The organism is Marinobacter sp. BW6 (assembly GCF_008107725.1).
Lineage (GTDB): Bacteria > Pseudomonadota > Gammaproteobacteria > Pseudomonadales > Oleiphilaceae > Marinobacter.
Genome location: NZ_VIRN01000064.1, coordinates 1,387,254 through 1,412,141 on the forward strand (window position 1 = coordinate 1,387,254; position 24,888 = coordinate 1,412,141).

The window sequence follows — 24,888 nt, forward strand, 5'->3', positions numbered from 1 at the left end:
TCCGGCCGGCCACCCTGCACATTAAGCACCGATGCCTTTACGGCATGGAGAGTGAGGTGGATCAGCAGGAAGCAGGCGGGTCCGGGAAGTACGGTAGACGTCCCCGGTGCCGCGCGATGTCAGCGGTAACAGGTGGGCGGGTAACTCTTGTGCAGCCGTAGGACCTTGCGGTCATGGTTGCTCCGTCAGTCAAACTTGATTGCCGATGATACGTGCCCCGTCTGGAAGGTCAAGTCAACTTGCCATTGATCAAGTGTATACTCGCGATAAATATTTATAGAGAGACTCTCATGAGCGACATCTATCCCAACCTTCTGAAACCCCTGGATCTCGGCTTCACTGAACTCAAGAACCGGGTGCTGATGGGGTCCATGCATACGGGCCTTGAGGACCGGTTCTGGAACATCCACAAGTTCGCGCGGTACTTTGCCGAGCGCGCAGAAGGCGGCGTTGGGCTCATGGTCACGGGTGGCTTCTCGCCCAATCTGGTGGGGCAGTTGGCTCCCCTTGCCTCAACAATGAACAACCGGGCAACGGCCCTGCTACATCGTCATGTTACCGGGGCGGTGCATGAGGCGGGAGGCAAGATCTGCATGCAGATCTTGCACGCGGGACGCTATGGCTACCAGCCGCTGATTGTCTCGGCGTCGGCAACCAAGGCGCCAATCAGCCCGTTCAAGGCCCGCGCCCTTTCCTCGAAAGGGGTTGAAAGTCAGATCAATGATTTCGTTAATGCCGCAAAACTCGCCAAGTTCGCTGGTTATGACGGCGTAGAAGTGATGGGCTCCGAAGGCTATTTCATTAACCAGTTTTTGTGTGAGCGGACCAACAAGAGGGCGGACAAATGGGGCGGCCCTTACGAGAACCGCATGCGCCTGCCCGTGGAAATTGTCCGCCGTATGCGCGAAGCCGTTGGGCCTGAATTCATCATTATCTACCGGCTGTCCATGCTGGACCTGGTCGAGGGCGGCCAGAGCTGGGATCAGATCGTGACACTGGGCAAGGCCATCGAGCAGGCGGGCGCTACCATCATCAATACCGGCATTGGCTGGCATGAAGCCCGGGTGCCCACCATCGTCACCTCGGTTCCCCGGGGCGGTTTCGCCGATGTCACCGCCAAGTTCTACGGCGAGGTGGATATCCCGGTGTGTACCACCAACCGCATCAACACCCCGGAAAAAGGGGAAGAAATTCTTGCAGCCGGCAAGGCGGATATGGTGTCGATGGCCCGGCCTCTGTTGGCGGACAGTGAGTTTGTACGCAAGGCCGAGCAGGGGCGCAGTGACGAAATCAACACCTGCATTGCCTGTAACCAGGCCTGCCTGGACCACGCTTTTCAGGCCAAACGGGCATCGTGCCTCGTGAACCCGCGAGCGTGCCACGAAACCGAGCTGGTGTTGACGGTGGCGCCAGTTGTGCGCCGGGTCGCCGTGGTTGGTGCTGGGCCCGCAGGGCTGGCAGCTGCGACAACGGCCGCGAAACGGGGCCACAAGGTGACTCTGTTCGAAGCGGACGACCAGATCGGCGGCCAGTTCAATTACGCCAAGCGCATTCCGGGCAAGGAAGAATTTTACGAAACCCTTCGCTATTACCAGCGTCAGATCGAGTTGCTGGAGATCGACCTCAAGCTTGGCACTCGAGCGAACGCAGACTCATTGAAGGAACAGGGTTTCGATGATGTGGTGATCGCCACCGGCGTGAAACCAAGAACCCCGAAAATCGATGGCATTGATCACCCCAAAGTGCTCGGCTACCTCGATGTGCTTCGTCACAACAAACCGGTTGGAGAGACCGTGGCGGTCATTGGTGCCGGCGGCATAGGCTTCGATGTCAGCGAATTCCTGACACATGACTTCAGCCATCATGCTGAAGGAGAGCAGGTCAGTGTTTCCGACTGGCAGGCGGAGTGGGGCGTTAACCCGGAGTTTGAAGGCCCCGGTGGCCTGGCGGAGCGCCAACCGACACCGTCGCCTCGCAAGATTTACCTGATGCAGAGAAAGACTGGCAAGGTGGGTGGCGGCTTGGGCAAGACCTCGGGCTGGGTTCACCGCAACAGTCTGAAACATCGCGAAGTCGAGATGCTGAGGGGCTGTCGCTATGATCGGATTGACGATCAGGGACTGCATATTTCCCTGACTGATAAAGACGGTAAGGTGACGGAAACTCGAGTGTTGGCTGTGGATAATGTGATCATTTGCGCCGGTCAGGAACCCTTCAGGGAACTTTTCGATTATTTGTCGGACTCTGGGATGAACGCTCATCTTATCGGTGGCGCTGATGTTGCCGAAGAACTGGACGCAAAACGGGCCATCCGGCAAGGAACGGAAGTCGCAGCCAAACTATGACATTACTAATTGCCTTCGCAGTGCTTTCGATTGGCTTTTCCTTTTTGTGCTCCATTCTTGAAGCGGCGTTGCTTTCTGTCACTCCGAGCTACATCGCTTCATTAAAGAAAGAGAATCCGCGGCTCTTCGCCCGGTTGCGCAAACTGAAAGATGATGTGGACGATCCGCTGTCTGCAATCCTTACATTGAACACGGTTGCCCATACCGTGGGCGCCACGGGTGTTGGCGCCCAGGTGACGGTGGTTTTTGGTGAGGCCTGGCTGGGCATTGCTTCTGCTGTTATGACGCTTGCCATCCTGATCTTCTCGGAAATTATTCCCAAGACCATCGGTGCCAAGTACTGGCGGAGTATTGCGCCACGGTTGCCGGCAATCCTGGGCTTCATGATCAAGGCGCTGTTGCCGTTCATCTGGTTGTCCAAACAGGTAACCCGTCGAATTGGATCCGGCGAGGCGGACGTTGATATCCGCGCGGAGATCAGCGCCCTGGCAGAGATAGGAAAGGATCAGCAAGCCCTGGACGAAGACGAACGGCGGATGATCCAAAACGTTCTGCGATTCCATGAAATCAAGGTCAGTTCCGTGATGACGCCACGGACGGTTTGCAAATACGTTGACCCGGACATCACCTACGACCAGTTTCGGGAGCAGGTCAGAAGATCACCGTTCTCCCGCTATCCGGTAATCGATGAAGACGGCGAGGCGCTTGGATACCTGCATCGGGCAGACCTGATCAATCTCGATGGCGATGTCGACCTGCTGGAGCACATGCGGAAAATAAAGCGGGTCAAAGGCAACACCAATATCGAATTTCTTTTCTCGGACATGCTCAGAGAGCGGCAACACCTGGCCGTAGTCTATGATGAGCTGGGTACCTGGCTGGGAATAGTGACGCTGGAGGACATATTGGAGACACTTCTGGGCACCGAAATCATGGATGAAACCGATAATGTCTCTAACCTTCGCCGGTATGCGAAGCAGCGCTGGAGCCGCCGTCTGAAGAAGTTTGGCTCCGGATAGAAGGATTTAAAATCGTTAGCGGGCGGCTTTCAAGGCATTGGAAATCGCCTCGGCTTCCGCTTCAAGTACCTGACATCTAAAGCTGTTTCCCTGATGCAGTGCCTGCTCGATCTGCTTGCGCTTCATGTCGTATAGCTTGCTCAGAATGTCTGCCTGGCTTTGTCTGATTGGTGCGTTCATGGCGGACCTCCCCATAGTGACACCTGTCGGTAATCTTTACGTTTCAGACCGGATATTGGCCTTCGCTGAAAACCAATGCATAAGCCGGGCCATCCAGGATAGCGCGGGCATTACCTGACAAAGCGCGAGCGGTAGGCGCCCGGAGACAGTCCAGTATGTTTACGAAACAGCCGAGTAAACGAACTCACGTCTTCATACCCCACTAACTGGGTGATTTCATCAATCGGTAACCGCGATTTCTCCAGATGCTGACGTGCAACCTCAATCCGCAGCAGCTGCAGGTATCCGGTTGGCGTGTCGCCGGTTGCCGCCTTGAAGCGGCGAATCAAAGAACGCTCGGTTAATCCGCCCAATAGGGCCAGACGTTGGAGGGTTACCGGTTCGCTGTAATGGCTGTCCAGCCAGTCCTGTAATTTCAGAATGGCAGCATCGGAGTGGTAACGCCGGGCCTGCAGGGCACTGTAGGGCGCCTGACTGGTCCGGCCGGCATCAATTACAAACGCTTTCGCCAGCTCCCGCGCGACCTGTGCCCCCGCATATCTTTCTACCAGGTAAATTCCCAGATCCCACCAGGCCATACCGCCCCCTGCACAGGCAATGTCGCCGTCCACCGTCACCAGCTTGTCCGGCTGCAGGTTCACAGTTGGGAAGCGCTGCCGGAACTGATGACTAAACCCCCAGTGAGTCGTCGCCAGACGACCATCAAGCAGGCCTGCCTCGGCAAGCAAAAACGCCCCGGTGCAATTACTGGCCACCCGGACCTGCCCGGCGTCTGACGACCGAAACGCGCCGAGCCACTCAATGAGTTCCGAATTCCCGGCCAGAACAACCTCGATCGGACCCCCAATAGTCGGGATCACCACCAGATCACTGCCGTCGCCACCCGGTAGCAGATCATTCCAGGCTCCGTCTGGCTGAATGGTCAGCCCGTTAATGCAGCGACAGGGGGCTCCGTCTTTCGTCAGAAGCCGGGTTGTGAACCGGGGTGTCGGCGCTTCATCGTTAATCCGCGCCCAGGTAACGCCGGCAAGTCGGAAAAGATCAATAATTCCGGTGATAGCACTGGCAAGTGCCCCGTCAAAACCGATAACAGAGACCGTTCGCATACATTCTCCAAAGTAGGTCACCAGTGGCAATATTGACCATAATTATGTCATAAACGCCGGTTTCCAGAAAAAACCAGTTGTGAGAGGCTAATGACAACAAACAGGAGACCAAGCATGACCGACACCCTGATCGACCGCCGCGACCTGGCGTTCCAGCTCTACGAAGTTCTCGATACCGAAAACCTCACCACCCGCGAGCGCTTCAGCGAACACAACCGCGACACCTTCGATGCCGTCATTGAAACCGCCGACAAGATGGCCCGGGAAAAGTTTGCCACCCATAACAGCGCCGCCGACAAGGACGAACCAAAGTTCGTCAACGGCCAGGTCGAGATGCTGCCGCAGGTCAAAGAAGCCTTTGATGCATACGCCCAGGCCGGCTTCATCGCCGGACGCTATGACTATGAGCTGGGCGGCATGCAGTTGCCTGAATCGGTCATGGCCGCTTGCAATGGTTTCTTCACTGCGGCCAACCCGGGTACCGCGGGTTACCCGTTCCTCACCACCGCCGCCGCCAACCTGATCCGGGTTTTTGGCAACGACCAGCAAAAAGCCACCTTCCTGCCGAACATGCTCAGCGGTCGTTTCAGCGGCACCATGGCCCTGACCGAGCCCCACGCCGGTTCCTCCCTCGCGGATATCCGGACTTCGGCGTCGCCCACAGATGAAGGCCACTACCTGATCAAGGGCGCGAAGATTTATATCTCCGGTGGCGAGCAGTCCATCACTGACAACATCGTTCACATGGTGTTGGCCAAGATCAAAGGCGCGCCGGCGGGCGTGAAAGGTATCTCCCTGTTCATCGTGCCCAAGTTTCTGGTGGATGACGAAGGCAACCCTACAGAACGCAACGGCGTCAGCCTCGCTGGCCTGATTCACAAGCTGGGCTACCGCGGAACCACCTCCACCGCCCTGAGCTTCGGTGATGATGCTCCCTGCCACGGCTATCTGGTTGGCGAACCTCATCAAGGCCTGAAGTACATGTTCCAGATGATGAATGAGGCGCGGGTTGGCGTCGGATTCGGCGCTGCCGTAATCGGTTATCGTGGGTACATGCACAGCCTGGAATACGCCAAAGACCGGCTGCAGGGCCGCAAGGCCAGCGAGAAGAACCCGGAATCCCCACAGGTGCCTATCATTGATCACGCCGATGTCCGTCGTATGCTGCTGGCCCAGAAAGCCTACAGCGAGGGTGGTCTGGCTCTCTGCCTCTACGGCGCCCGACTGATGGATGACCAGCATACCCATCCGGACGAACAGAAGCGCCAGGAAGCCGGAAAGCTACTGGACCTGCTAACTCCGGTCATCAAGGCCTGGCCATCCGAATACGGCCCCAAGGCCAACGACCTGGCCATTCAAGTCTATGGTGGCGCGGGTTACACCCGGGAGTATCCGGCGGAGCAATGCTGGCGTGACAACCGCCTGAACCCGATTCACGAGGGCACCAACGGTATCCAGGCCCTCGACCTGTTGGGTCGGAAGATCTGGCAGGATCAGAGCCACGGCCTGCAACTGCTGATGCAGGAAATGCAGGTGGATCTGCAGGCAGCCACCACCGATCGCTGCCAGCAGTGGGCGCTGTCTCTGAGCGAAACCCTGCAGCAGGCGGTAAAAGTCACCCAGAGTTTGGGTAAATCCCTCATGGAAGGCGACCCCGATAAAACCCTGGCCAACGCCTCCTGCTACCTGCACCTGTTCGGACACATTATGGTGGCCTGGATGTGGCTGCGTCAGGCCAACGCTGCAGCTCACGCCCTGGGTTCGGCGAACACCGATGACGAGCGCAACTTCTACCAGGGCAAACTGCAGGCGGCCCAGTACTTCTTCCACTGGGAGTTGCCAACAGTGGCTCAGGATCTGGTGCTGCTACGCAATCAGGACGATACCTGCCTGAACATGAAATCGGAGTGGTTCTGATGGCTTTGGTTAACGTCGAAAAGAAGGGCCATATCCTGTTGATTGGTCTCAACCGCCCGGAAAAAATGAACGCCATGAACCGCGAGATGTACCACCAGATCGCGGCGGCGTATTACCAGCTGGAAAATGACCCTGAGCTAAGGGTCGGCCTGATGTACGCTGAAGGCGACCACTTCACCAGCGGCCTGCAACTGGACGACTGGGCGGGCGTGTTTGCCAATGGCAAAGGCATCGAGCCGGGCGAGGGTGAACTGGACCCCTTCCATATTACCGGTCAGTCGCTGAGCAAACCTGTGGTCTTTGCCGCCCAGGGTATCTGTTTCACCTGCGGCGTTGAGATGATGCTGAACACCGACGTGCGAGTTGCGGCGAAAGGCACTCGCTTCGCGCAGCTGGAGGTAAGGCGCGGCATCTTTGCCTGCGGCGGCGCCACCATTCGCCTGCAGCGTGAAATCGGCTGGGGCAATGCCCAGCGTTACCTGCTGACTGGCGATGAGTGGACCGCCGATCAGGCGTATCAATGGGGGTTGATTCAGGAACTGGTGGAACCCGGCGAGCAGTTTAACGTCGCGTTGGAAATTGCCGAGAAAATTGCCAGGGCGGCGCCACTGGGTGTCCAGGGCAGTCTTAAATCCTCAAAAATTGCTGTCAGCGAAGGGCAGGAGGCTGCGAAGCAGCGTTTGTTCCCGGATCTCCAGCCGGTTATGGCCAGTGAGGATGTCAAAGAAGGGATTCAGTCTTTCCTGGAGAGGCGAGAGGCGGTGTTCAAGGGCCGTTAGGCTGTGCGCCTCAGCAGTAAGGACTGCCCCACCAGAACTGGCTGCGGCTGACCGATCACCCCTGCCGGGAGTGTGAGCAGCATGGATGCTGCGATCAAGCCCCCATGGATGGGTTTACGGCGTCTCCCGGCAGGGGTGATTGGTCGGCCGCCTGCACTCGACCCTGAAGGTTGGGGCCCGAGCTGGCAGGCGGCTATATTCAGGCAGCCTCGGATTTCCCGGATTCGCGGCGAGCCTTCGCTTCAGCCGCTACCTCAGCAGCGTAGTCCGCATACCTGGCCATCAGCTCCGCCTTCCGATCCGGATCCCAGTTGATTTTGCTCAGATCCCCCTCGTAGTGATCAATCACCCGCTTATCCATGGTTTCGTACCACCACTGGGGCAGATAGGCCGGCAGCAGCATCGAGGCATAACCACCGGGTAACTGTGGTGCCTTCTCGAAATGCCTCAGAGCCTGGAAGCTGCGCTGAGGGTGAGCGTGATGGTCTGAATGCCGCTGCAGCTGATACAGGAACAAATTGGTCACAATGTGGTTGCTGTTCCAGCTATGCTCGGGCTGGGTGCGCTCGTACTGGCCGTTCTTGTCCTTCTGGCGCAGCAGGCCATAGTGCTCAATGTAGTTCACACTTTCCAGCAGGCTGGCACCATACACCGCCTGGGCCGCCAGGAAAGGAACCGCTCTCGGGCCGCAAACCAGAGTTGTTGCGCCAAAGAAGCCAGCGCTCATGGCCCAGCCTTGCAGCAGTTCGTTGTCCAGGCTCCAGAAATTCTTGCCTTTGCGGGCAAGCCTCGCCTTCTCGATCTTGATGGACGATTTGATACCACCCACCACCGTACGCGGCAGGAACTTCCAGAAACTCTCCCCCATACGACTGCTGGCCGGATCCTCCGGCGTTGCCACCCGTTTGTGATGGCCGAAGTTATGCTCGACAACGAAGTGGGTGTAGCCGGTGGGGGCGAGGGCTGCCATCGCCAGCAACTTGTTCAGTTTGTTGGATTTGTGGCCCAGCTCATGGGCCGTGTTGATCCCTACGCCATTGATGGCGCCAACTGTCAGCGTCAATCCTATCTTGTCGTCCAGCGGGGTGTTTTTGCGGCTGGCAAGCCAGGCACCCATAAAAGTCATGGCGTACTGGGTCGGAATAAACGCCTTCACGATCCGGTCGTAGTATTTGTCCTGCTCCAGTGTCTTGACAGCAGACTCCGGTGGATTGCTCTGGTCCTCTCCAATAGCCCGGTCCAGGGCAGGAATGATGCCGTGCACCAGCGCCGGGCCGGTCCAGGCCAGGGCCTTCAGTTTTTTTGGGGCCACGGCGTAACCGGTCAGAGCGGCCAGTCCGATGCCCGGCAGAGCTGGGCCTAGTAACCACATGTAGCGTTTCGGGTCTTTCCATTTGCCAGTGGAGTCTTTTCCGGCAGGTGAAGTGATCTGGTTTGATTGCAGATGGTCTGGGGTTTTGGCGTTCATTGTTCTCTCCCGTTCGGTGCGCGTATCTGAAATTTATGTCGGACAATCCAACAATGCAACGGCCGTCCAGGATCGGTAAGAACCTTGGCTCGAAATGACAAATGGCATTTCTTTGGCAGAAAGCGGATTTCTGGGCCAGACTCAGCGAGGGCCCCGGCGTTATTCCGAGGCTCCCCAGATAAGAAGAGCTTGATCACAAGGAAGAATCAGCCATGCCTAATCCTTCGTCTGCGACCGCCTCGTACTCTGTTCAGGGGATACTTCGGGAGTACCTGTCTTCCGGCAGGCTCACTGAGGTGGTCTACCGGGACAGTGCCGGTCAGATCTGCATGGTTCATGATGTCATTCGCGACCTCTTCAGCCGGGCCGGTCGGGACTTTTTGCTGCTCGGGCGGGGTACCATGCTTCCGTTTGATCACGTGATTACCATTGATGGCCAGTTGCTCTCTGACAGCGCCGGTTAACGAAAGGGTAATCGACCGGTAATTGCCTTGGGTCCGACCCGGCCGTACTCTGTGCTTCGCTGTAAATACTTACCAACAGAGGGATATGGTATGAACAAGCTCACACTGAGTGCGCTATTGATGGTTCTGACACTTGGCCTTGCTGCCTGCAGTTCGGAAGACAACGAGGGGGTGGATGTCGAGCAGGCTGCGGATAACGCCGGAGACATGATGGAGGACGCGGCCGATTCCACAGAGGAAGCCGTTGAAGAGGCAACTGGCCAGGACGAAAGTGCCATGGGCGAGTTGCAGGAAGGCGCAGAGGAAGCTGGTGATGCCATGACTGATGCCGCTGAAGAAGCAGGCGATTCCATCGAAGAAGGCTACGAAGAAGCCACCCAGCAGTAACTGAGTGGTCTGGCCGCCCGCTGAACCATGGTGTTTGGGGGCGGTCAGCGCTTCATTGTTCGCCCATGTAAGATAACGTTAACGCATTTGTCTTCTAACCTTACGATTACTGTCACATTTCCCGCCGAAACTGGCCTCTCAACAACATCGACCCGCTGTTCTTTGAGAGAGGCAACAACATGGCTAAGCATGACCTTGATCCCAATTACCTGGATCCCAACTACGAGCCGGTAGTTAACCACGCTGAAAACACCCCCTTCCACCAGGTCCTGGCTGCGCGCATGCAACGGCGCACTGTGATGAAAGGCAGCGTTGGTGCTGCTCTTGCCAGTGTGATGGGTCTGGGGCTGGCTGGTTGTGGCAGCGATAGCAACGACAGCACCACAAGCAGCAATGTGTCCAGCACGGATATTGGCTTCAAGGCTGTACCGACCTCCACGGCAAATGAGGTGGTCGTTCCTGAGGGCTACTCTTCAGAAGCGTTTCTTCCCTGGGGCACCCCCATTACCGGTTCCTACCCTGAATACAAACCTGATGGCACGAATACCGGTGCTGAGCAGGAGCAGCAGATGGGTATGCACCATGATGGCGTGCACTTCTTCCCGATCGATCTGAAAGCTGGCGGTAACAGCTCCAGCGAAGGTCTTCTGGTGATGAACCATGAGTACATCAACCAGGGCGCGTTGCATGCTAATGGCGCCACCAAAGCAACAGATAATGGTGGAGTCCGTCCTGCGGATGAGGTTCGCAAGGAAATCGCAGCCCACGGTGTTTCTGTCGTGCACATCAAGCGTGACACCAATGGCAAGTGGGACATCGTCTTTGGCAGCCCCTTCAACCGTCGCATCACCGGTAACACCGAAATGGACATCCGCGGCCCGGTTCGCGGTTACAGCAAGCTGATAACCAAGTACAGCCCGGACGCCACCGAGACCCGCGGAACCCTCAACAACTGTGCCATGGGTCCGACGCCCTGGGGAACGTACCTGGCTGCTGAGGAAAACTGGCACGGCTACTTCAAGAATACAGATGCAGACCGCCCACGTGAGCAAGTGCGCCATGGAGTTGATGAGACTTCCCGCTACGACTGGGAGCTTGCCGACAGCGGTGCGGACCAGTACGTTCGCTTCAATGTGACGCCGACAGGCGCATCTGCAGTTGATGACTACCGTAATGAAGCCAATACCTATGGATTCATGGTCGAAATCGATCCGTTCACTCCGGAGAGTAAGCCTCAAAAGCGCACTGCCCTCGGCCGTTTCGGCCATGAAGGTGTTATCTTCGCGCCGGCCAAGGAAGGTGAGCCGGTGGTTTGCTACTCAGGTGACGATTCCCGCTTTGAATACATCTACAAGTTCGTTTCGTCTAAGCCGTACTACGCTGCGACGGCCGGTGGTTACCTGCTTGATGAAGGTACTCTTTACGTGGCCCGCTTCAATGAGGATGGCTCGGGTGATTGGTTATCTCTGGATCTGGACGATGCAGACTTTGCAGCCAAGGTTGCTGCCGCGCAAGGCAACATGGTGGGGGATATCCAGTTTGACGGTTTCCAGAACCAGGCTGATGTTTTGCTGAACACTCGCCTGGCGGCTGACATTGCTGGAGCGACAACGATGGATCGGCCAGAGTGGGGTGCCGTCGACCCGAACTCAGGTCAGGTTTATTTCACCCTTACAAACAACTCCAACCGTGGCAAGGATGGTTATGACGGTGTTAATGCCGCCAACCCCAATGAAATCAACCGCACTGGCCATATCATTCGTTGGAGCGAGGAAGGCAACGACCACACCGCTACCAGCTTTGACTGGGATATCTTCGTCTTTGCCGGCGAGCAGGGTACGGAAACCGTGGTGGATGACGAGGTCATCGTCTCACTCACCGACGACAACATCTTCAACAGCCCGGATGGCCTCTGGTTCGACTACAACGGTCGACTCTGGATCCAGACCGACGGCTCTGATGCCGCGCCGTATCAGAACAACATGATGCTGGCCGCCAACCCGGAGACCCGCGAAATCAAGCGCTTCTTTGTAGGTCCCCAGGGTTGTGAGGTTACGGGTGTCGTTTCCACACCGGATGTGAAGACTATGTTCGTCAATATTCAGCACCCAGAGGGCAACTGGCCGGACTCCAGCGATCCGCGTCCACGCGATGCAACCGTGATTGTTACGCGTGATGACGCTGGCGTGATTGGCGCCTGAGCCAACGCCGAAATTACCATCTGAACACCGCAAACCCGGCCACTCGGTAACAGAGTGCGTCGGGTTTGCGGTTTTTTGTTTCAGAAATACCCGCGCCCGCCGATAACTGTGTTATATGCACTAAAGTATCAGTTATTAACTCATGTCAATTCTTTAGTCTCCACAATGGCCTTCAATAACAACATGTTTGCAGTAGAAACAAAAAAGAAGAGGTTTTTATGGGGTTGCTGGATCGAGCTTCAGTCTTATGGGGGGGGGCGTTTGCCGTTGTTCTTGCTGTCATCTGTGCAGTGGTGGCGCCGGTGTTAGGTCTAGAAATCGCCCCGATTCTTATTGGGTTCGTCATCGGCCTCATAGCCGCTGGTGGCTTCCTGATTGTTCGGGTTTTGGAGCCTACGGAGCGGGGCCTCAAGGCTCTGAATGACGGCAGCCTGGCCGAGAATCATCCGCTACAGACCCAGTGCCGCCAACTGCTTGCCGACGCCAGGGCAGGGCGCGCTCTGGTGGAAACCCTTTCCGGAAGTGCTGATCGAAATGCCATTTCCGCTGCCCAGGTGTCTTTCGCGGCCGATCAACTGAAGCTCCGGTTGGACCGCCAGGTTGAAGAGACCGCCCAGATGGCTGATTACGCCGGCCAAATTACCGAGACTGTTCGGGAATCCTCAGAACAGGCCACCGATGCAGCCACTATGGCGCTGCAGAACAAGCAGGTGAGTACCGAGGGTCGTGAAGCCCTGATCTCGGCCATCGACAGTGTGCGGGCGGTGCATCAGCAGTCCGGGGAGAACCTTAGGCTGATCCAGGAGTTGAACGAGAAGTCCAACAAGATCCAGGGTGTAACCACCACAATCCAGGGAATCGCTGAACAGACCAACCTGCTTGCCCTCAATGCTGCCATCGAGGCGGCCAGGGCAGGTGATCAGGGTCGCGGTTTTGCAGTGGTAGCCGATGAAGTGCGCCAGTTGGCAGGTCGAACGGCTCAGGCGACAGGGGAAGTGGCGGAAACCCTGGAGGAAATACGGTCCGATACCACTCTGATCGTGTCCCGAATCGAAGACCTTGCCCGCAGCATTGAAGAGGGACTGACCTCCGTGGAAAGTGTTGGGGAGCGGTTGGAGCAGATCAGCGATCAGTCTGAACGGGTGCAGCAGCAGGTCGCCCGTATTGCTGAAATTGACCAGAACAATGAGCAGAGCCTTGCCCAGGTGTTCTCCGCTATTGAAACGGTTCGTGACCAGATTTCCGAGAGCGACACCAGTGTTTCCTCGCTAGCGGAGCAGGCCGCTACGTTGATGGAACTGGCGGAAAAAGCCAATGCCTCATTCGCGTTAAACAGCGAAGTCAGTTATCACCGGCCCTTCTTTGATCAGGCTCGAGCGGGCGCTGACCAGATTGGCCAGATGTTCGAGCAGGCAATCAGGGATGGCAAGCTCTCGGAAAGCGCGCTATTCGACAAGACCCGTAACCCGATTTCGAACACGCACCCGCCAAAGTACTCCAGCAGCTTCGATAAGTTTACCGATCAATACCTGCCGACCATCCAGGAGCAGGTGAAGAATGCCCATGAGGCCATTGTCTTTGCTATCGCTGCGGCCCCGGACGGGTATGTGCCGACCCACAATCGCGATTTCGCCCACGCTCCGACCGGAGATCCGAAGGTGGATCTGGTGAAGAGCCGGAGCAAGCGGCTGTTCAATGACCGCACCGGTATTCGTTGCGGTCAGCATACCGAGGACATGCTGTTGCAAACCTATCGCCGGGATACCGGGGAGATCATGCACGACCTCTCGGTGCCGATCTTTGTAAACGGCAAGCACTGGGGTGGTTTCCGGGTTGGGTATCGTCCGGACAATCACTGACTGCTGCGGGATTTCCGCCTGTAATAGCTGTGATAGACTCCGGTGATTAGCCCGAGAGGAGAGTTGTCTTGAGTGAACCGGAGTTCATACCCGCCGATTCGGATCCCGCATCCCGTCGGTCAGACCCGGCCCGCAATCTTGCGGTGGTGGTCTACATCCTTCAGGCATTGTCGTTTTTCGTCGGTGGGATTACCGGTCTGGTTGGCGTGATTATCAATTACGTCAAACTGGACGATGTCCGTAACACCTGGGTGGAGCGTCATTTCCGCTGGCAGATTCGCACCTTCTGGATCGGCCTGCTCTGGACCGTGATTGGCATAGTGACAACGCCGATTATCATCGGCTGGTTTATTCTCCTTGGTATTTCTATCTGGATCATCTACCGGGTCGTTAAAGGCGCCCTGGCCCTGAATGATGGCAAGGCGCCCTCCTGAGTGTTTTCAAGAGTTCCTTCTCTTGTGGAACTGTTAGACAATGTAAATTTTCTCGTATAAAGAGAAACCGATGGAAACAATGGTCCACCCTCATTATTCATATTGGTTTTAAATATATGCCTGAAAACTAAAGTTTTTCCTTTCACTTTGTTTTCAAGCTAATGCCTTCCTTCCCTATGCGGTGTCATTTCTGACGCAAATCCCGGCAATTTCGGCCAAGGTTTGGCCTGCTGAGCTTTCCTAATCTCCTTTCGCATTGATCTGAGCTTCCTTTTAAAAGGCGCGCGGTGGCAATGGCAATAAAAAAAAGAAGGATGCAGGCATGAGCAGAGCACCAACACTTTCAACACCAATTCCAATCCTGTTGCTGGTTTTAGCGTCAACAGGAATTCAGGCAGAGACGCTGGAATATCGAAACGACCTGTCGATCATGGGGTCTTACATCATCCCAGATGATGATCGAACGGATGAATACGGCACGGCATTCAGAGTCAGCTACGGTAAACAACTTGGAGAATACTGGTGGCTGGAGCCAACTGTTTCTGCCGGTGTCTTCGAAACAGGGCGTACCGGATTGACCGACTATTACCAGCAAGCTGCTGGTATCGATATGTCCTATCGACTGTTTCGAAACAAAGGTTTTACGCCTTTTGCACTCGCCGGGATTGGCGTCTCCAGAAACGATGTAGCTAATCATGACGACAGTGAAATTGGCGGTTACGGGAATCTCGGTGTGGGTTTTCTGACGTCGCCCACTACTGACTTCGGTTTGAGGTTCCGCGCCGAGGTCAGGTATCTGTACGACTCCTTTGACGATGGCCTTTCAGATGTCCACCTTTCAGCCGGAATAACCCTCCCTCTGGGGGCTACACAGCGCCACGTTGTCGAAAAGATCCAGTACATCGAGAAACCAGTGGTTGTGGAGAAAGAGAAGCTTGTCGGCATGGCTGATTCAGATGCGGACGGGGTGGTTGATGGCGTTGATCAATGCCCTAACACGCTCAAAGGGCTACAGGTGAACTCGGTTGGCTGTGTGGCGACTGACCAGGAGCAGAGCGTTGTTTTGCTGGGAGTTTCGTTCGAGTTTAATTCTGCTCGCCTGACGGCCAATGCAAAGGACATCCTGGTTAAGACCGCGGATGCCCTGAAGGGACAGCCTGATCTTCGGGTTGAACTTGCGGGGCACACAGACAGCGTTGGGGCGGAGAGCTATAACCTCAAGCTTTCCCAGGAACGGGCTGACTCTGTTCGCAACTACCTGATCGATCTGGGAGTAGCTCCGGAACGATTGGAAGCCGAGGGATATGGCGAAGCCAAACCAATCCGGAGTAATGGAACCGACGAAGGGCGAGAGCGCAATCGTCGTGTCGAGTTCAACGTGATTTCCGAGTGAGCGTGGGATGAAAAAAATGACTTCAATAACAATGCGATGGTCCTTGGTAGTTCTGGTTGCTCTTGTCTTCGGCTTAACGGGATGCCGGTCCGACAGCAGCCCAGCAGAGTTAGCTGATGATTCCGGCTCCGATGGTGGCACGACGGTATTTGATGCAGATCAGGATGGCGTTCCCGACAATCAGGATTCCTGCCCTAATGTTGCCAATACCGGCGTAGATGCCGACGCTGACGGGATCGATGACGCTTGCGATACTGACGTAGGCACGTCAAATGATCTGGACAGCGATGGCATCCTGAATAGCGCGGATAATTGTCCCGATATTGCTAATAGCGATCAGGCGAACCGGGATTCAGATCTGTTTGGCGACGTTTGTGACACCGATGCTGACGGCGACGGCGTTGACGACAAGGTAGATAATGGAGACGGGAGTTTCTCCGCATTGGCAGCTTCCAGCGGAGGAGACAATTGCCCTTTGGTGCCGAACGATGGTCAATCTGATCTTGATTCAGACGCTAGCGGAGACGCCTGCGACACGGATGCCGATGGCGATACAGTTGCTGATAAAGCCGACGAGGGCGACGGGAAGTTCACTGTTATAAATACCGCTGACGGAGGCGATAACTGTCCTCTGGTAGCAAACGTCAGTCAGGATGATGCTGATGGTGATGGCGTTGGCGACGCCTGTGAAAATGATGGCGACAGCGATGGTATTCCGGACGGCGCCGATAACTGTCCTGCCATAGCGAATCCCGGGCAGGAGGATCTTGACGGGGACGGTAGCGGCGACGTCTGTGATTCTGATGTAGATGGTGACGGTATCAATAACGAAGACGCAATCGGTCAGTCTCTAGACAATTGTCCGAGAGTCTCCAACTCCGATCAGTCCGATACCGATGGTGACGGCATCGGAGATGCCTGCGATCTTGTAAACGATGCAGAGTATGCCTGCGGAATTAACGGTGAGCAGTTTACACCCATACTCGCCACCGACTCAGACCTGTCAGCCGAGGCGTCAAAAGATCTGTCCGGTTGCCTGCTCGGCCTGGGGCTGCTTTGCGACGTCCAGTCTCCGGGCAACGTGGTAGACAGTGATCTCTCCAATGTAGCGACGATGCAGAACACCGACCTGTTGGGGCTCTCGACGGTGACTTTGAGAGTCGCGACGACCACAGGTTTTGCCTACTCTGGTGCAAATGCTCTTGGTGTGGCCTTTAGCGAAAGTGCTCAGGCTTTGCAGGCTGACTTGTTGGGTGGCGATTTGATCGTGAGAACCAGGCTTAACGGGGAAGTTCAGGAAGAGAGCACTGGTGCTGGTGTGCTGGATCTCGATCTGCTTGGTGCGTCCGGTCTACTGGGAGGAGCAGACACAAGCTTCCTGGTTTTCCAGACAGAGCAGCGCTTTGATTCCGTTGAAATTGAGTTTGCGCCATCGTTACTGTCTTTGCTCAATGAAGTTAATGTGCAGGCGGTTTGTGCGAGCAAAACGGACGTCTCAGTGCCCTGATACAGATGCTGGTAAGAATGAAAAGAGCCGCAACCAAAGCGGCTCTTTTCATTTCAGTCTTCGGTGACTTCCTTCAGCCGCATGGCACTGAGCATGCCCGCCAGTCCCATGAGGCCCAGAACAATGATGACCGCCACTGCCGAGATCATTGATATGAGGGCGGTGAGGCCACCGGTGACGAGTAAAAGAACACCGATAACCGTGTTGCTCACCGCCGTGTAATCGGTGCGTTTGTTACCCCCTGCCATATCCACCAGATAGGTTTTACGCCCCAGCCTGACACCCGCGTGGGCGATACTCAGCACGAAAAAGGCGATCGGATAGAACCACACACTGCCGATATCTTTACCAACGACAGCGGCGGTAATGCCGACGATCAGGCAGGTGCCGCTGGCCATCGCAGCACCACGGATCATGACTCTCCGGCTGGATGTGTCCGCGGCCCATCCCCAGAAGCTGGCGCTAAGGGAGCTTGCGAGACTGCTGGCCAGCAGGAAAACGCCCAGCATCCAACCGATATCAGACTCCTGCTGCGCAAGAACCACAAAATAGGGCGACGCCAGTGCCGAGCAGAGAAGCAGGGCCCGGGTGATCACGAAATGTCGGAAGGGAACATCATCGCGGAGCAGAGAAAGGCTCTGAAACGCCTCGTTTATGGCGTTCCCTCCACCACCGGTTTCTCCGTCAAACTCTTCCACTCCGGCAAACAGAAAACCGGCAATCACCCAGAGTACACCGGCCAGAAGCAGGAGCACTGTATAAAAGGCTATCGTCGGGTCGCCGCGTTCCCAGAACAGCAGGGCGGTCAACACAACCGTGGCCGTGCCTCCAATGGTGGACGCCAGCCCGCCAAGTCTTCCCCGGCGGGTTTTCGGAATGCATTTGCCCTGAACATCTTTCATGGACACGGAGCAGAACCCGCGGGCCAGGGAAAACACAATGAGGGCGGCGATGATCCCGGAGCCTGCGGCATAACCCTCAAAAAACCAGATGCTGGCCGCCATGGCCACAACACTGGCGGCCTGTCCGAAGCTTCCAAGAGTCCAGAACCACTTGCGAACAGGTTTGCGGCGGACCCAGGCCGCAATGACCATCTGTGGGACGAGCGAACCGGATTCCCGGATCGGCACCAGCCAGGCCACCAGGGCGGGTGCACCGATGGCACTCATTAACCAGGCCAATACGGTTTTGGGGCTGATCAGCAGGTCGCCCAGTTTAGTCAGGACGTTGCTGGCGAGAATCAGGAAGAAATTACGGGGTACCTCGCGACAGGCTTCCTCCGGAATGTCTTTACAGACCCGCGCGTCCTCTTCGTTGGCAATCAGACTGTAAAGCTGGTCGATGGTGTCCTTTCTGCTTTCGGGCAAACCGCTGTCCTCCGGAAAATGATTCGAAAGGATACCAGTGTGGCCCCGTATCCTTGAGTCCGGAGTACGGCTGTTGCGGGCAATCAGACCAGATGAAGCGACCAGCATAAAAAGGTTTGTGTCTCCATGGCCTATTGCCCTAAGCGATGGTGATCGGGCCTAATAACGCGGTTACCAAGGAGTTGTTCTGTATGCTGAGTTATCTGCACGCCTTCCACGCCGGCAACTTCGCCGACGTTCAGAAACACGGAGCATTGGCATTGGTTCTGTCCATGATGCAGGCGAAGAACTCCGGCATCGCCTGTTTCGATACCCATGCCGGAAGCGCCATTTACGATTTGCGCAGTGAACGGGCCAGAAAAACCGGAGAAGCCGATGACGGCGTTCAGAAACTCTGGAGTGCCAAAGATCGGCTTCGCTCCGAGGATTGGAAGCCGTTTCTGGATGTGCTAACAGGATTCAATGCTGGAAGTGGCGAACTCTCCGTTTACCCGGGGTCTCCGGCGTGGTTCCAGCGTTTCCTGCGGGGCGGGGATGCACTGACGCTTTTCGAGCTCCACCCCTCCGAAAGCGAGCAGCTGGCCGGCTGGGCTTCCGAGGCTCCCATTCGCGTGGTCAGGCAGGATGGCCTGGGGGGGCTGCTCAGTCAGCTACCACCGAAACAGCCGCGTTTGCTAACACTCATTGATCCCTCTTACGAGATCAAATCTGATTACGTAGAGGTCGCCGAAACCGTGGGAAAAGCATGGCAAAAGTGCCGTCATGGGGTTTATCTTGTCTGGTATCCCATACTCACCAGTGGCCTTCAGGAGCAGTTGAAAGACGCGGTCAGGGATTCTGAAGTACGCAAGATACTGTGCAGTGAGGTGCATCTGGAAAATCCGCCAGAGCGAGGTATGATCGGATCAGGCATGCTGGTGGTTAATCCGCCCTGGGGCTTTGATTCCCGGTTATCCGCAATGATGAACGACGTTGCCGGGCCGGATGTCTTGAATCTGTCACATGATATTGGTTGGCTGGTTCCGGAGTAGTTGGAGCGACAGCACGCAATGGAGCGATGAGGTTGAAGGATAAGCCAGCAAACGAGGCAGAACCCACGTGTATGCCGGGAGGTCTGATCCCTGTTGAGCAATGGAAAGTGCCTGAAACATCCGTAAGACGTTCGCTGAAAGATGCCTTGCGCCATGCCCTCGCTCAGATTCGTGCGGGTGTAGTGGCAGAAAAGGAGGTGTTTGAAAGCCTCGATAACCTTCCTGAACTGTCAACAGCCAAGCTTGAATCCTTTGCACCTCGACCCGACCTCCGCGCGCTCGCGGATACCCTCTCAAGAGCCCTTGAAGAGACAGAGCCCAGCCACGACTCCGGCAAGAGAGTTAGTTTACTGGTGGCTCCACCGTTCTCGGGTATTCGTTCTGCCCTGGAGTGTTTTCCCGAACGTGAACCGCAGCGAGAAGGCGAGGCAGACCGGTGGTCGCTGATCCTGCCTCCCAAGAACCTGCTTCTCGATGACCGCGGGGCCCGGGAGTGGTGGGACAAGCAGGATCTTTCCAGGCCGTGGGTGGTTTCCGAACTGGCTGATTTCTGGTTGCGCCATCTTTCCGGCCTGGCTCTGGTTCGGGAATTACTCCGTCGGGTTGCCGCCGGAGGTCTTGCTCCTGGCGTTATTGGTTGCTCGAGCTGGTGCTGGCAATTCTGGTCCTCTTACTTCAAGGATGCGCACTTTTCGCCGATGACACCGTCGCCGATGGCGGCAGTGGATCTTGGTGAATGGTTCGAATCCCTTGCTGCCGGTGATAGCAATCAGTCAATCACTGCCCGAATGGCAGACGATGGTTTATGGGTTTTGCCGATGGCGGATGAGAGTGATGGGCAAAAACGCAAACATAGCGGCTTTCTCCGGGATCTCGCCTCCGTTGCGAGGGGAAATCCGGGCGTTGCGCTGTCGATCTGGCGGCGCGCACTCAGAGCCAGACCCGAAGAAGATGCAGACACCAAAGAGTCTGGCGAGGTTTCCGGTGAAAATGGCGCAGTCGCCAAGGTTTGGGTTGTCCCTTTTGATAAATTAGGGCTTCCGACGGTACCCCAGAGCCAGGGCGATAACATTGGCCTGCTTTTGCATGCCTTGCTTCTGCACGATGGCCTGGACAGTTCTGATTTGCAGCTGGTAACCGGCGTCGCGGAGTATGAGATGGGATTTGTTCTGGCGCGGCTGGCGCGATCAGAGCTCATTGAGTATGAGGCATCTGATGCTTGCTGGAGGGTTACTGCACATGGATACCCTTCGATCCGTCGGCACTTGCAGAGCTGGGGCTTCCCGGTCGACACATTTTAGGAGATGAGCCATGGGTGATCTCGGCATTCGAGAGGCGTTCTCAGCGATTACTTCCCAAGCCTTGCTGGAATCATTAATGGTTGTGCTGCTGGCAACGGGCCTGACCATCGCCATCCAGAAGCTGTTCCCGCGAATCGCAGGTAAACTCGGGGGCAAACCCCGGTTTTATATCCTGGCGTCGGTGCCTTTGTTGCGGCTGGTCATTATTGTTCTGACCATCATCATTGTGGTCCCGATACTGGTGGAGCCTTCGTTTGAAAACATGGTCGCCATTTTCGGAGCGCTGGGACTGGCCCTGGGGTTTGCTTTCAAGGATTACGCGAACAGCCTGATTGCCGGCATTGTAACCCTCTACGAAATGCCTTATCGCCCGGGGGACTGGATCGAAGTGGACGGCCAATACGGGGAGGTACGCTCGATTGGCACCAGGGCTGCCGAGCTGGTCACGCCCGATGACACCGTGGTGGTAATACCCCACAGCAAACTCTGGGCTTCGCTGATTGCCAATGCCAACGACGGTACTGACAACCTGATGTGTGTGGCGGAGTTCAATCTTGAGCCCCATCACGATGTCAGCCGGGTTATGAGCGTTCTCCGGGATGTGGCTTACACATGCCCTCTGACCCGGACGTTTCGTCCTGTCGTTGTGGTGGTCTCCAACAAGCCGTGGGGTATGTGTTACCGGCTAAAGGCCTATCCGGTCGAGTTGAAGGATCAATTTCGCTTCATTTCCGAGCTGACGGCAAAGGGAGCAAGTGCGCTTGCCTCCGAAGGCGTCAGTTTTGTCTCAGCCCCCGTCGCCGGAACCCGCTGAACTCTGATTTCCGGTTTCGGTGTCTTTAATCAACTGGCGTAACCGCTCAAAAATACGCTGCCCACTCTCGCCGGTGTGTTCCAGATAGATGTCACGCACCGGCATGCTTGCTTGGCGGAACGCCTCGCGTTCTGCATCGGTGAGGCGGACGACTTTCAGTTGTCCTTCCTCCAGCATTTTTTCCAGCCGGGTCTGATTAAGCTCTGCCTGGGTCTCCCAGGCAATCTGAGCAACATCGTTGAGTCCATTATCGAGCCATTGTTGCTGGTTTTCCGGCAACGCGTCGTACCAGTCAAGATTCGAAACCACGGACGCAACGAATTGGGCCGGTCGGGCGAGCGTCATAGTGCTCTGGACTTCGTAGAAATCCATTTCCTCGATGGCGAAAACCGGATTGCTCTGGCCATCGATCTTGCGGAGCTGAAGGTCGCTATAGACCTGAGAATAGGGGATCTGGCTTGGTTCGGCACCATAGGCTCGAAAGGCCTCTTCGGCCATATCGGATGTCATGGTGCGGATCCGTTGCCCATCGAAGTCTTCCGGTGTGCGAAGCGCTTTGTTGGCGGTCCACGCCATCCAGCCTTCGGGCACAAAGCCCAGCAGCTTCATGCTCTGCCGGGCGTACGGCTGTTCAAACAGATCGAGCAGTTCCGGGCTCGCGAGAACCTGTCGGGTGACTTCAGCGTCGTCCGGCAGAATATAGTGCATGGTGAAAACGCCGACTTCCGGAATGGTGTTGGCAAGATGCCCGGGGGAGGCAAAGGCAAGGCTGACCGAACCATTCTGGACCAATTCAGTAAGCTGAGCCGAGGTTCCCAGCGAGCCATAGGGAAAGATATCAACTTCGATCTTGCCATCGGAGCGCTCTTCTATGCGCTCTTTCAGTGCTTCGGCATAGGCGTGTTGAACGCTGCCCTCGATTTCTTCCAGCGCGAAGCGCCATGTAACAGGGTATTCAGGCGGTTCCGGTGCCTCTGAGGTCTCGTTCCCACGGTCATTCTGGTTGTCTGAGCAACCGGTCAGTGCAATGGCCAATGCGAGGCTCAATGGCCAGAACCTGAAACGGGTGGTGGGCATAACGGGGACTCCAGTTTTCTCAATCCTTGTTTGATATTGGTATACAAGGTAACACAAGAATGCGGTGCTGCCGTGGGTAACAGGGCTCTATTGGATTACACTGTCGGCCAAAAGATCCAGTGGTTAAAGGAGAGAATCGATGAAGTTCCCGTGGCTGGCAGGAGGCCGTGAATGACGAACCAGAAGCAGGCGATGCTATACGGCCTTGGCACGGTGCTGTTGTGGTCCACTGTGGCAACCGCGTTCAAACTCTCCCTCAGGGAGTTGGCTCCCGTTCAGATGCTGCTGATTGCCTGCAGCGCGTCGGTGGTTGTGATGGCCATTATTCTGATGCTTCAGGGCCGCTGGCATCTGGTGTTTTCACTCAGTCGCAAACAGTACGCACAGTCCTTTGGCATGGGGCTGATCAATCCCTGTCTGTATTATTTCTTGTTATTTGGCGCTTTTGACAGGCTGCCGGCCCAGGAAGCGCAACCGCTGAACTACACCTGGGCCCTGGTGCTGGCCTACATGTCGGTACCGTTTCTGGGGCATCGGCTGCGTAAACTGGATATTGTAGCCGGGCTGATCTGCTATGCCGGGGTGGTGGTGATTGCCACACGCGGCGCCGTGACGTCCCTGAGTTTCGAGGATCCGCTCGGGGTGTCTCTGGCCCTTGGCAGCACCGTTGTCTGGGCGTCCTACTGGATTATTGCCACCCGGGATACCCGTGATCCTGTGGTTGGCCTGTTTCTGAATTTTCTGTGTGGGCTGCCGGTAATTCTGCTGATTTGCTGGTGGACGGAGGGCCTGAACTTTGCCACCGGCACGTCGCTCGCCGCTGCGGTGTATGTTGGGGTGTTTGAAATGGGCATTGCGTTTGTGCTCTGGTCCTACGCCATGAAGAAAGCGGAGAACACCTCGAAGGTCAGCAACCTGATTTTCATCTCGCCGTTCCTTTCACTGGTGTTTATTTACTTCATTCTGGGCGAGCATATCCTGCCCTCCACCTACATCGGGCTGGTTCTGATCATGATGGGGCTCTGGATCCAGCAGAAAAAAGTGAAGGATCGGGAAGAGGCCCTGAATCTTGGCAGCTAGCTGGTTTGTCTACATGGTGCGAACCGCCAAGGGGGCGCTCTACACCGGAATAACCACTGACGTTGAAAGGCGTTTCAACGAACATCAGTCGGGTGCTCCCAGGGGGGCGCGCAGTCTGAGGGGCAAGGGGCCACTGGAGCTTGTGTTCAGCGCAGAGGCTGGGGATAGAAGCCGGGCTTCACGGCTGGAGTGGCACATTAAACAGTGGGCCCGGCCCAGAAAAGAAGCCCTTGCCCGGGGCGAGCTCAGCCTGCCAGATGACGTTTGATGTGTTCGCCGGCGGTTTCCATTGCGGCGGTTGCCCGGTCCAGTTGACCGCTATGCACCTGAAAAACGTGCCAAAGGCTGTTAAAAATCTCGAGCCGGGTTTCCACATCATGCCGGTTTGCAGCCTCGGCCAGCCGTTCGGCATCATTGAGCAGAATTTCCTGGCTGCCCACCTGGATCAGCAAGGGTGGCAGGCCGCTCAGATCCCCGAATAGCGGTGAGATCAGCGGATTGGTCAGAGACTCCTGGCCTGCATAGAGCTTGGCGGCTTTGCTGGTCCAGGTGGCCTGGAGTACCGGTTCACATTCCGGCGCGTAGAGCTGCTCCTGAGTAAGGTCTACCCAGGGTGAGAACACCGTGAGCGATGCCGGAAGCGGGTGATTCTTGTCGCGTAGCCGCATGGCAAGGGTAACGGCGAGGCCCCCTCCGGCGGAATCGCCGGCGACAGCAATCTGCTCTGGTTTGAAGCCCTCTTCCAGCAGTCCGTTCCAGCAGGCTTCGGCGTCATCCAGAGCGGCGGGAAACGGGAATTCGGGCGCCAGCCGGTAATCGGGCGTAACGATGGTGCAGCCGCTGGCTTTGGCCAGGTGCCCGGTTATGCCCCGGTGGGTGCTGGAGGAACCGATGATATAGCCACCGCCGTGCAGATAGAGGACAGCGCCGTGGGGATTGTTGCCGAAGCCGGTCCTTGTGGCGGGAATGCCGCCCACCGTGGTGTTCTCGAACCTAGCCCCCCGAGGCGGCATCGAACTCCGGTAAGCCTGGCGGACAATGCGTCGCTGAAGTGGAACCGGTACCGCCGGATTGAGGAACGGCCTGACAAGTCGTTTCATGGTCTGGCGCAATGTACTTTCCAGAAGGTACTGCAACATCTCCGTCTTTCCCCTGCTAT

General features: G+C 56.4%; 21 protein-coding genes and 2 pseudogenes. 17 read left to right on the top strand and 6 right to left on the bottom strand.

Annotated elements, in window-relative coordinates; translation table 11 throughout:
• Positions 1–290: 290 nt before the first annotated feature.
• Together FMN52_RS15070 and FMN52_RS15075 are read left to right on the top strand one after the other, a co-directional pair.
• The gene (locus tag FMN52_RS15070) at positions 291–2,345 is read left to right on the top strand and encodes an NADPH-dependent 2,4-dienoyl-CoA reductase (RefSeq protein ID WP_148609388.1); all 2,055 of its coding nucleotides are present in this window, start codon (positions 291–293) and stop codon (positions 2,343–2,345) included.
• On the top strand, positions 2,342–3,364 hold the full coding sequence (locus FMN52_RS15075) for a CNNM domain-containing protein (RefSeq protein WP_148609389.1): 1,023 nt from the start codon (positions 2,342–2,344) through the stop codon (positions 3,362–3,364). The genes FMN52_RS15070 and FMN52_RS15075 overlap by 4 nt, the downstream gene beginning before the upstream one ends.
• Positions 3,365–3,379: 15 nt before the next feature.
• Here the strand turns inward: FMN52_RS15075 and FMN52_RS19870 are convergent, their stop codons facing one another.
• On the bottom strand, positions 3,380–3,544 hold the full coding sequence (locus FMN52_RS19870; protein WP_162851874.1) for a hypothetical protein: 165 nt from the start codon (positions 3,542–3,544) through the stop codon (positions 3,380–3,382).
• Positions 3,545–3,654: 110 nt separating this feature from the next.
• On the bottom strand, positions 3,655–4,650 hold the full coding sequence (locus tag FMN52_RS15080) for a GlxA family transcriptional regulator (RefSeq protein ID WP_148609390.1): 996 nt from the start codon (positions 4,648–4,650) through the stop codon (positions 3,655–3,657).
• A gap of 114 nt (positions 4,651–4,764) precedes the next feature.
• Here FMN52_RS15080 and FMN52_RS15085 point away from each other — a divergent pair, with 114 nt between their 5' ends.
• Both FMN52_RS15085 and FMN52_RS15090 read left to right on the top strand, forming a co-directional pair.
• Complete coding sequence (locus tag FMN52_RS15085) at positions 4,765–6,567, top strand: acyl-CoA dehydrogenase (protein WP_148609391.1); 1,803 nt, start codon at positions 4,765–4,767, stop codon at positions 6,565–6,567.
• Positions 6,567–7,346, top strand: a complete 780-nt coding sequence (locus FMN52_RS15090) for a crotonase/enoyl-CoA hydratase family protein (RefSeq protein ID WP_148609392.1) — start codon at positions 6,567–6,569, stop codon at positions 7,344–7,346. The genes FMN52_RS15085 and FMN52_RS15090 overlap by 1 nt, the downstream gene beginning before the upstream one ends.
• A gap of 199 nt (positions 7,347–7,545) precedes the next feature.
• On the opposite strand, the gene FMN52_RS15095 is transcribed toward FMN52_RS15090, so the two are convergent.
• On the bottom strand, positions 7,546–8,814 hold the full coding sequence (locus FMN52_RS15095; RefSeq protein WP_148609393.1) for an alkane 1-monooxygenase: 1,269 nt from the start codon (positions 8,812–8,814) through the stop codon (positions 7,546–7,548).
• 212 nt (positions 8,815–9,026) lie between these two features.
• Here FMN52_RS15095 and FMN52_RS15100 point away from each other — a divergent pair, with 212 nt between their 5' ends.
• From FMN52_RS15100 to FMN52_RS20115, 8 genes and pseudogenes are all read left to right on the top strand, one after another.
• Positions 9,027–9,278 carry a hypothetical protein gene (locus FMN52_RS15100; protein WP_148609394.1) on the top strand — a complete coding sequence of 84 codons (252 nt, stop codon included), beginning with the start codon at positions 9,027–9,029 and terminating at the stop codon, positions 9,276–9,278.
• A gap of 90 nt (positions 9,279–9,368) precedes the next feature.
• Entirely contained in the window at positions 9,369–9,665 is a 297-nt protein-coding gene (locus FMN52_RS15105) for a DUF4175 domain-containing protein (protein ID WP_148609395.1), read from the top strand.
• Between the two features lie 179 nt (positions 9,666–9,844).
• A complete protein-coding gene (locus FMN52_RS15110) occupies positions 9,845–11,866 on the top strand; it encodes a PhoX family phosphatase (RefSeq protein WP_148609396.1) in 2,022 nt (673 codons plus the stop codon).
• 218 nt (positions 11,867–12,084) lie between these two features.
• Positions 12,085–13,725 (top strand): methyl-accepting chemotaxis protein, encoded by a 1,641-nt coding sequence (locus FMN52_RS15115; RefSeq protein ID WP_148609397.1) that lies wholly within the window; start codon positions 12,085–12,087, stop codon positions 13,723–13,725.
• A 68-nt stretch (positions 13,726–13,793) separates the two neighbouring features.
• Positions 13,794–14,159 (top strand): hypothetical protein, encoded by a 366-nt coding sequence (locus FMN52_RS15120; protein ID WP_148609398.1) that lies wholly within the window; start codon positions 13,794–13,796, stop codon positions 14,157–14,159.
• A 322-nt stretch (positions 14,160–14,481) separates the two neighbouring features.
• On the top strand, positions 14,482–15,552 hold the full coding sequence (locus FMN52_RS15125) for an OmpA family protein (RefSeq protein ID WP_148609399.1): 1,071 nt from the start codon (positions 14,482–14,484) through the stop codon (positions 15,550–15,552).
• 31 nt (positions 15,553–15,583) lie between these two features.
• A pseudogene (locus tag FMN52_RS20110) lies at positions 15,584–16,116 on the top strand (thrombospondin type 3 repeat-containing protein); the annotation flags it as partial.
• A 103-nt stretch (positions 16,117–16,219) separates the two neighbouring features.
• Positions 16,220–17,059 (top strand): annotated as a pseudogene (locus FMN52_RS20115) (thrombospondin type 3 repeat-containing protein); the annotation flags it as partial.
• 53 nt (positions 17,060–17,112) lie between these two features.
• On the opposite strand, the gene FMN52_RS15135 reads toward FMN52_RS20115, so the two are convergent.
• On the bottom strand, positions 17,113–18,426 hold the full coding sequence (locus FMN52_RS15135; RefSeq protein WP_148609401.1) for an MFS transporter: 1,314 nt from the start codon (positions 18,424–18,426) through the stop codon (positions 17,113–17,115).
• Positions 18,427–18,617: 191 nt separating this feature from the next.
• Here FMN52_RS15135 and rlmJ point away from each other — a divergent pair, with 191 nt between their 5' ends.
• The 3 genes from rlmJ to FMN52_RS15150 are packed head-to-tail and all read left to right on the top strand — an operon-like array spanning position 18,618 to position 21,572.
• On the top strand, positions 18,618–19,457 hold the full coding sequence (rlmJ, locus tag FMN52_RS15140) for a 23S rRNA (adenine(2030)-N(6))-methyltransferase RlmJ (RefSeq protein WP_148609402.1): 840 nt from the start codon (positions 18,618–18,620) through the stop codon (positions 19,455–19,457).
• Positions 19,458–19,483: 26 nt separating this feature from the next.
• Positions 19,484–20,758, top strand: coding sequence for a hypothetical protein (locus FMN52_RS15145; protein WP_240339495.1), 1,275 nt, complete (start codon positions 19,484–19,486; stop codon positions 20,756–20,758).
• A 10-nt stretch (positions 20,759–20,768) separates the two neighbouring features.
• The gene (locus FMN52_RS15150; RefSeq protein WP_148609403.1) at positions 20,769–21,572 is read left to right on the top strand and encodes a mechanosensitive ion channel domain-containing protein; all 804 of its coding nucleotides are present in this window, start codon (positions 20,769–20,771) and stop codon (positions 21,570–21,572) included.
• Here FMN52_RS15150 and dctP read toward each other — a convergent pair.
• Positions 21,546–22,649 carry a TRAP transporter substrate-binding protein DctP gene (dctP, locus tag FMN52_RS15155; protein WP_148609404.1) on the bottom strand — a complete coding sequence of 368 codons (1,104 nt, stop codon included), beginning with the start codon at positions 22,647–22,649 and terminating at the stop codon, positions 21,546–21,548. The genes FMN52_RS15150 and dctP overlap by 27 nt on opposite strands.
• 171 nt (positions 22,650–22,820) lie before the next feature.
• On the opposite strand from dctP, the gene FMN52_RS15160 reads away from it, so the two are divergent.
• A complete protein-coding gene (locus FMN52_RS15160; RefSeq protein WP_148609405.1) occupies positions 22,821–23,729 on the top strand; it encodes a DMT family transporter in 909 nt (302 codons plus the stop codon).
• A complete protein-coding gene (locus FMN52_RS15165) occupies positions 23,719–23,997 on the top strand; it encodes a GIY-YIG nuclease family protein (RefSeq protein WP_275898193.1) in 279 nt (92 codons plus the stop codon). The genes FMN52_RS15160 and FMN52_RS15165 overlap by 11 nt, the downstream gene beginning before the upstream one ends.
• On the opposite strand, the gene FMN52_RS15170 is transcribed toward FMN52_RS15165, so the two are convergent.
• Positions 23,975–24,868: an alpha/beta hydrolase gene (locus FMN52_RS15170; RefSeq protein ID WP_148609406.1), complete on the bottom strand. Its 894-nt coding sequence runs from the start codon at positions 24,866–24,868 to the stop codon at positions 23,975–23,977. The genes FMN52_RS15165 and FMN52_RS15170 overlap by 23 nt on opposite strands.
• Positions 24,869–24,888 lie beyond the last annotated feature (20 nt).

Excerpts from the sequence above, each read along its gene's own strand:
- FMN52_RS15070 (WP_148609388.1), top strand. The coding sequence starts at position 291 with ATGAGCGACATCTATCCCAACCTTCTGAAACCCCTGGATCTCGGCTTC.
- FMN52_RS15075 (WP_148609389.1), top strand. The coding sequence starts at position 2,342 with ATGACATTACTAATTGCCTTCGCAGTGCTTTCGATTGGCTTTTCCTTT.
- FMN52_RS19870 (WP_162851874.1), bottom strand. The coding sequence starts at position 3,544 with ATGAACGCACCAATCAGACAAAGCCAGGCAGACATTCTGAGCAAGCTA.
- FMN52_RS15080 (WP_148609390.1), bottom strand. The coding sequence starts at position 4,650 with ATGCGAACGGTCTCTGTTATCGGTTTTGACGGGGCACTTGCCAGTGCT.
- FMN52_RS15085 (WP_148609391.1), top strand. The coding sequence starts at position 4,765 with ATGACCGACACCCTGATCGACCGCCGCGACCTGGCGTTCCAGCTCTAC.
- FMN52_RS15090 (WP_148609392.1), top strand. The coding sequence starts at position 6,567 with ATGGCTTTGGTTAACGTCGAAAAGAAGGGCCATATCCTGTTGATTGGT.
- FMN52_RS15095 (WP_148609393.1), bottom strand. The coding sequence starts at position 8,814 with ATGAACGCCAAAACCCCAGACCATCTGCAATCAAACCAGATCACTTCA.
- FMN52_RS15100 (WP_148609394.1), top strand. The coding sequence starts at position 9,027 with ATGCCTAATCCTTCGTCTGCGACCGCCTCGTACTCTGTTCAGGGGATA.
- FMN52_RS15105 (WP_148609395.1), top strand. The coding sequence starts at position 9,369 with ATGAACAAGCTCACACTGAGTGCGCTATTGATGGTTCTGACACTTGGC.
- FMN52_RS15110 (WP_148609396.1), top strand. The coding sequence starts at position 9,845 with ATGGCTAAGCATGACCTTGATCCCAATTACCTGGATCCCAACTACGAG.
- FMN52_RS15115 (WP_148609397.1), top strand. The coding sequence starts at position 12,085 with ATGGGGTTGCTGGATCGAGCTTCAGTCTTATGGGGGGGGGCGTTTGCC.
- FMN52_RS15125 (WP_148609399.1), top strand. The coding sequence starts at position 14,482 with ATGAGCAGAGCACCAACACTTTCAACACCAATTCCAATCCTGTTGCTG.
- rlmJ (WP_148609402.1), top strand. The coding sequence starts at position 18,618 with ATGCTGAGTTATCTGCACGCCTTCCACGCCGGCAACTTCGCCGACGTT.
- FMN52_RS15145 (WP_240339495.1), top strand. The coding sequence starts at position 19,484 with ATGAGGTTGAAGGATAAGCCAGCAAACGAGGCAGAACCCACGTGTATG.
- FMN52_RS15150 (WP_148609403.1), top strand. The coding sequence starts at position 20,769 with ATGGGTGATCTCGGCATTCGAGAGGCGTTCTCAGCGATTACTTCCCAA.
- dctP (WP_148609404.1), bottom strand. The coding sequence starts at position 22,649 with ATGCCCACCACCCGTTTCAGGTTCTGGCCATTGAGCCTCGCATTGGCC.
- FMN52_RS15160 (WP_148609405.1), top strand. The coding sequence starts at position 22,821 with ATGACGAACCAGAAGCAGGCGATGCTATACGGCCTTGGCACGGTGCTG.
- FMN52_RS15170 (WP_148609406.1), bottom strand. The coding sequence starts at position 24,868 with ATGTTGCAGTACCTTCTGGAAAGTACATTGCGCCAGACCATGAAACGA.